The sequence below is a fragment of the Clostridium sp. genome, assembly GCF_036569345.1.
Classification (GTDB): domain Bacteria; phylum Bacillota; class Clostridia; order Clostridiales; family Clostridiaceae; genus Clostridium_AD.
Map to the genome: position 1 here is coordinate 54,849 of NZ_DATCQT010000190.1, position 7,188 is coordinate 62,036.

Below are 7,188 nucleotides of genomic sequence, written 5' to 3' on the forward strand. Positions count from 1 at the left end.
AGGGCTTTTATGGTGACGAACTGGGGTCAAACGTGCGACCAATTGGTTCATAGTGTGGTAGATGGCCTCTTCCAGCTTAAATCATATACCGCCAATCCCTTGTATATCAACAATTTATATTGTTATTTTATAGTAACTTATACTATTTTACTATACCTTTTAATATCCATAGTCTCCAAATAGTCTCCAACAAGCTTTAAACAACTTCGTAGACCTTCACCTACACTTATTGGCTACTGGTATGTGATTCGTACCATATGAAATATATAATTTTTATTATTACTAATAAATATAATTAAATCTCAATATTAAAATTTAGCTATCCTTAAATTTAGTTAAAATAAGTCAATAGAAATGCTTCAATAATGGAGAAACATTAGACCTGTAGATTAATTCATATATAAATTTAACTTTAATTATATATATATGAAAGGGCTAGGGTTTATAGCTATTGTTTTTAATGTTAAACATAAAAACTGAATAGCTTCTCTCTACTGCTATTCTATGTTCTTTTTAATTATGAATCAGTGGGACTTTATGTCTTTAACCTACAAAAATAAAGCTCCCATTTAATTAGGGGGCCTTTCATTACAAATCACATTTACAATTTAGTTAGCAGAAAAATCTCAAATTGATTCTAACTTATATTTGACCTTTAAATTAGGCACTTTTATAGCATTCCTTAATGTTTAAATAACCATTAAAAACATATTCAGATGATCGATTTTTATAGCAATTTTTTATCTCATCATATTTCGTAAAGTTAAACTCATTTAGAAGATGCCTAAAGCTATCAATGTTTTCTGAAGAAACTGTTATAATAGGTTTTTTAGTATCTAAAAATTTCATGCTCTTTTGTAACATTTCTTTTCCTATACCTCTATTTTGATACTTGGGAAAAACTACAAATGTACAAATCTTCTTTTCTTCACTTTTTTTCAATATACTTACAGCAGAAATATGACCATCGGTTTTATTAATTATAATTTCTCGTCTTCCATACTGAATATCAGGCACTACCTTGTTATAATACCAGTCTTTAAAATTTGGATAGCTCCTTTTTAAAAAATAAAGCTTTTTAAATATTTCATCTGTATAATCTCTAAATATTTGTGAAGAAGTATCCTTATCTGATAGATATATGTATTTATTCACCTTCACCCATCCCCCACCTAGTTTTATTATATTATAACACAAAGCCATATAGACTTAATATATATTTTATAACCCCCTATTAATTATATTAGGTTACTAATCAATTCATCTATTATCCCTCTTTTAATATACCGATATGACTGAGGTGCAGTAAATCCTTCTATTAATTCATATGGATTTATTTGGTCTTTTAACAATACAAAATCCTCTATTATATACGCATATGCTTTTAGTGAATGCTTATAGTAATCAAAATAATCCTCCTTGCAGATACCGGCATTACCTTTACACATATCCCATATGTTATACTTATCATCAGAGATAATACCATTGTATTTAAAATACCCAATTATTTTTTTTGTAGGTCTTGTCTCGTATATATATACTCTTTGAATTTCTTTACAATGTTTAGATTTCCTAAATTCATATATTTTCTTGCCACTTATGATTTCTTTCACATAACAGGGGTTAATAGATAATATCATATCATATAACATTTATTACTCCTTTAATATAACATCTATAAAACATGTTTATAGTACCATTATTGTATCACTATACATAGATATTTTCTAATTAGATCTTAGGAGGTAATACTATTAATAAAAATATATTTTTTATAGGCGGTATACACGGTGTTGGAAAGACAACCTTTTGTAATTGTATTTCTAAAAAATATAACTTAGAACATTATTCCGCTAGTAGTTTAATATCCAACTATAAGAATAAACCCTTTGACTCTTTGTTTATTGATGAAATTGTTGAAAACCAAGATGTACTAGTTAAAATCATCAGAGCTTCATTTAATAATGAAAAGAACTACTTATTAGATGGTCATTTTTATCTCATTAATAAATATAAGCAGCCCGAACAAGTTCCAAAAGGAACTTTTATAAATTTGGGCATAAAAAAAATAGTAGTATTAACTGTGGACATAAATACTATCTATACCAGACTAAAATCAAGAAATAACTATGAATATGATTTAAATATGTTACAAGATTTAAATAACAAAGAGTTAGCCTATTCACAAAAAATCGCTTCTATATTAAATGTACCTTATATATGTATAGATTTATCTGTAATGGATGATAAGTGTGTAAGTAATAAACTTATTGATTTTTTTGATTAACATATTCATATAAAAGAGGTACCCATATGCTATGGGTACCTAATCACTCACTGTCTAACATCTATCAATAACTTAATTTTATACAGTAATATTGGCCAACACCTATGCTGTAAGTTCATTATATAGACCTCAGCTTATAATCATTATATGATGCTTCCTTAAGCATATCCAAACATCTAAATTGACGTCATTCTACTCTTATTATTATAATGAAGATTAAAGTATTATTTTATATGTTTTTGTTTTTCTAATCTTCTAAAAATCCATTATACACATATTCTATAGACCCCTGTGTATAGTAATCTTTTAAACTTTGATTTTCTTTAAAATTAAAATTACTTATATGCTTTTCAAACAATTCTTTCCTATCATGAGCTATAGTTATTATAGGTTTCCTTGTACCTAGATATTTAAAACATTCCTCAAACAATTCAGTTCCTATACCTTGATTACGATACTTTTCATGAACTCTAAAAGTACAGATTTTCTTTTCTGATTGTTTTTTCTTTAATATAGCGATGCCAGTAAGTATAACCTCATTACTGCCTTCTAACTCTGACATAGCTATAATAATTTCACGTTCTCCATTTTTCATTTCTACCTCGGGTATTACCACATTATAAAACCAATCATCAAACCTAGGATAGCTTTCAGCTAAGTCTCTCAAATAGTTGTATAGTTTATCTTTAGCTTTTACTCCTACCTCATTAATCATAAAACGCCTTAATATTTCAGGCTCAATTTCAGAAACCCTATAGTAAGAATTTTTTTTAATTTTCATACTCATTCTTCTCTCCTCACTGTACAATTTAAAATTTTATATTCCAAATAACTTAGATAACCAATTTCCTGCAACCCCACCAATAGCTCCTAAAATAATAATACCAATTATATACTTTGTTACAATCCAATTACTACCCTTTTGATATTGAAATCTAGTTAGGTCAGAAAAATTTTCTACATATTTATACATTAATTCATCATCTTTACCTTTAAGAATTTTTTCTGCTTTACTTTTCATATGATAAGCGATAATATTTTTGTTAGTTCCATCTATATAATCTTTCCACAAATCATTCTCTAACATCCTACTATTTATTTCTTTTCCATGATGAATGATTACATCATTTGCATCTCTCAATATTAAATAATGAACCGCTAAAATATTAAACTGTTCTCCTTTGTCAAATTGCTCTCTTAATTCCTCACTGCAACTACGAACATCGTTTAATCTAAAATCTATAACCTCTGTATTAGTAAATTGATCACTAAATATACTAATACCTTTAATTTCATCATTAATCAAATCGATATTATCACTTGCTACCTTTATTCTGATTCTAAAATAATACCTTGAAATATCATTTGGTATTATATCTATGTCCTTTATATTTATTTCTAATATAGTTCCTGGTGTATCATCTCTTCTTATGCAGTTCTTAAGATTTACTTGACTTTCAACTTGTAATGCATATATTACGAATTCTGGTTTCCCTTCAACACCATTAACGATTAATCTTTTAGGATTGCCATCGGTTGTAGAAAAATTCTCATTGAAAATAGCATTTACTAGTTGATTATTTGAAATAACAATACCTAAATCTTTGATTTGACTTTTAACTGCTTCGAAGGGCATATACAAATAAATATTTTCTATGTCCTCTATATCTTCTACTAATAAACCAAAATCGAAACAATACTCTTTTTTATCCTCTACTTTTTTACTCCAAAGATTTATATGTACTGTTACCTCTTTGTTCGGTATTTCTTTTTTATCTTTACCTGAATCTGAATACCATAAGGCAAAACTTCTCATTTATCGTATATCTCCTTTTAAATATATGATTGTTGCAGCATATTTAACGTAACCTTTCAATATTTGTTTCTGTGCTTAATAAATATATGTATACCGTATTTATGTCTTTTCTAAGCACATTACCTTTATTCATATTTTTATTTCTATTTTATATTGTTAATTCCCAAGTTATTTTTACCTAATTTTACTATAAAATTTACAGAAAGTAAACGCAATTTTGTATAACATTTAGATATTTATATACCAATAATTCTATTATCGATAACACTTTATAGGTTATCTTAACTCAAAATACTAAAAAATGCATGTTAATTAGTATTATGTATATAAATGCATATATCATTTTTATGAATTAAATTAGTATATAATCGTGTATTACGTGTTATCACTAAAATAATTTTAATGGATATAAGTTATAATTGAACATATTTGGCTTGTTCTCTAACTAAACAATTAAATAAATTATGCGGACATTAAATTCATATCAATAAAAATAAGCCTATGATATTATAGGCTTATTTAATATACTGGATACAACCACACTATTTATTTCCCTTCCACTTGTATAGTATTATATTGCTAACAAGTAGATACAATGCAATTTGATAGCCTAACACAATGTAATAACTTATATTATGCCCCCTCATGATATTTAAATAAACTGTGATTTTTAATAAAATTACATAGTTTCTCTTTATCAATTTGTTTGGGGTAAAAGAGATAAAAATATGGAGACTTTATTATATCCTTTTTATTTACTTTCTCTTGTGGTAATAGTTTCATAACCTTGTCATATCTTTTTGTTCCATTGTCACCTTCGAAGAATCTTATTCTTAGTTGATTTCTTGATATTACGGCATTGCTTTTAGTTGGATTACTGCCCTCTATAATAACTAACTCTTCTAAGTCTAAGTCATTTTCTTTAGCAAAATCATCTAATATTACATAAAGCTTCATTCCTGCACCACTTACTAATCCTACATTTTCTTTAATATACTCTTCAGTGTATAAATGATTTCCGAATTCTTTAGAATCATTACAGCATGCATTAAATGATTCCTTAAATCTTTCAAAATCAAAATCACCATTTTTAGGATCAATATTCCCTTCATCAAATAACAAAGTGAATTCTGCAAAAGATTTCCACACTGCTTTTTTTCTTAGACTTCTTGTAAGTAACTCTTTTACCTCAGGTATTTTATCATGTAGCTTAAATAGGTGCCATAAATCATCATCTGTGAGCATATTAACTTTAAACACTCCACAACAATCCTTCTCACCTATAATTGCATCAACAGAAAATAACTCCTTTTTAAAAAGCACTGGATTCTTAGGAAAAATCTCATTTGAAATTTTATTAATTACTGTTCGAATTAAGTACGCGTTATAAACTACTACATGATGATTAACAATCCATGCCAGTTCTGCATTGTTTGCCGAAATAACATTTTGGATAGCGCTCAATGCATTTTTATTATATGCTAAATAATAATCATCTCCGCTCTCTCTAACAGCAGTAAATGCTTTCAATAGTCTTTCAGAATCAATTGTTGCGTTTGAAAACCCAGTTAAACTACTATCTCTAGTAATGTAATCTAGTTTATCAACATCTATAACGGGTGAATTTAACATTCTTATAAAGCAATTTTGTATACCTTTTTCACCACTGGTATCACTAAATACACATCCTATAACTGATCTTACAATTAAATTAATATCCGCATCCATTTTATTAATTTTATCTGAAAAACATTTTAAGATAACAATAGAACTAACAATTTCATGTGGTGATGGTGAAACGTTACCAACCCCATAATCTCTAATAAATTCTTTATAACATTCTTCATTAAGCTTACCTTTCAGTTCACCAAAAAGCTGGGAAGAAATTGATGGAATAGCACTTACTCCTCCTATTGTTAACTCGGTTTGTTCTTCCTGGTAAAAACCTTCGCATGTATGTGAGAACGGTGCATGTCCAATATCATGTAATAAACATGCAATTTCAAAAGACTTCTGCCAATATTTCCAATGTGCATCTTCAATATTAATTGCATTATTTTCCGATTCAAAATTATATCTAAAATAATTAAATGCTTTTTTACCTAGATGGAAAACTCCAATTGAGTGAATAAATCTATCATGCCGTGCTGAAGGATATAAAACTCTCATACTGGTCTGTTCAATTCTTCCAAGCCTTTGAAAAAGAGTACTATCGATAAACAGATCCATATACTCTTTTTCAATTTCAATATATCCATGTACTGAATCCCTTATTGTTTTAAATTTTTTCATTTTTACTAGCCATCCTTACTTTTCTCATCAATAGTTTATTTAAATAAAGCTCTCAGCTAAAACTTCATTTATCTTTTTAGGTATTGTATATTTTAATGTTTCTTTAATTTTATCTATCTTATTAATATAATTATTAGTAAAAACGATTGTATTATTATCTAAACATTTAAACATAGCTGAATACTCTACTACTGCCCAGAGTGAACTTGCTGCAACATCAAAATTGCAGTTTCTAATCTTAGCTTGTGCTACCTCACTTAATCTTCTAACATAAGACACAGAAACTCCTTCATCACTTTTTACTAACGCCCAAGTTAACATGTCTTCAGCACTTACTGTATAACACATATCTAATAACCTCCTAAATATTATTGTATGAAACCTTCTATTATAAGACAGATAGTAATGGTCTTTACACTCTTCTATGGAGATTTTATCATACTTAGTCTTTAATGTAAATATTGTTATAATTTACTTTATATTTCTATATTTTTGTATAATTACCTTATGACCACTTATTTATCCTTTAAAATTCTTATTCTATCCTGAAAGTACCTTATACCTTGATTACCATTATTATAATATTTTTAGTATTAAAAATTAAGTAGCAAACACAAACTTCCAGTTTATGTAACGACCTCCGAGGTCGTAGCATAGCCATCAACCTTATAATTCAATAATCTACCAAATAATTAAAACGCTTATTTAAGCTCAGATTGGAATTATTCGTTAATAATTACTTTTAGTTATAGCACCTAATTGTAAATCTTGGCTATTTTAATGTAACCTTAAT

Annotated in this window: 7 protein-coding genes; 1 reads left to right on the top strand and 6 read right to left on the bottom strand. The window is 27.4% G+C overall.

Annotated features, from left to right (window positions below; all coding sequences use genetic code 11):
* Positions 1-660: 660 nt before the first annotated feature.
* Both VIM70_RS20380 and VIM70_RS20385 read right to left on the bottom strand, forming a co-directional pair.
* Positions 661-1,155, bottom strand: a complete 495-nt coding sequence (locus tag VIM70_RS20380; RefSeq protein WP_331947617.1) for a GNAT family N-acetyltransferase — start codon at positions 1,153-1,155, stop codon at positions 661-663.
* Between the two features lie 83 nt (positions 1,156-1,238).
* Complete coding sequence (locus tag VIM70_RS20385) at positions 1,239-1,652, bottom strand: hypothetical protein (protein WP_331947618.1); 414 nt, start codon at positions 1,650-1,652, stop codon at positions 1,239-1,241.
* Between the two features lie 131 nt (positions 1,653-1,783).
* Here VIM70_RS20385 and VIM70_RS20390 point away from each other — a divergent pair, with 131 nt between their 5' ends.
* Entirely contained in the window at positions 1,784-2,287 is a 504-nt protein-coding gene (locus tag VIM70_RS20390; protein WP_331947626.1) for an ATP-binding protein, read from the top strand.
* Between the two features lie 247 nt (positions 2,288-2,534).
* On the opposite strand, the gene VIM70_RS20395 is transcribed toward VIM70_RS20390, so the two are convergent.
* The 4 genes from VIM70_RS20395 to VIM70_RS20410 all read right to left on the bottom strand — a co-directional run bounded on the left by VIM70_RS20395 (position 2,535) and on the right by VIM70_RS20410 (position 6,743).
* Positions 2,535-3,068: a GNAT family N-acetyltransferase gene (locus VIM70_RS20395; RefSeq protein WP_331947619.1), complete on the bottom strand. Its 534-nt coding sequence runs from the start codon at positions 3,066-3,068 to the stop codon at positions 2,535-2,537.
* A 36-nt stretch (positions 3,069-3,104) separates the two neighbouring features.
* On the bottom strand, positions 3,105-4,103 hold the full coding sequence (locus VIM70_RS20400; RefSeq protein ID WP_331947620.1) for a hypothetical protein: 999 nt from the start codon (positions 4,101-4,103) through the stop codon (positions 3,105-3,107).
* Positions 4,104-4,736: 633 nt separating this feature from the next.
* On the bottom strand, positions 4,737-6,395 hold the full coding sequence (locus VIM70_RS20405; protein ID WP_331947621.1) for a hypothetical protein: 1,659 nt from the start codon (positions 6,393-6,395) through the stop codon (positions 4,737-4,739).
* Between the two features lie 39 nt (positions 6,396-6,434).
* On the bottom strand, positions 6,435-6,743 hold the full coding sequence (locus VIM70_RS20410; RefSeq protein WP_331947622.1) for a hypothetical protein: 309 nt from the start codon (positions 6,741-6,743) through the stop codon (positions 6,435-6,437).
* Positions 6,744-7,188: the final 445 nt, after the last annotated feature.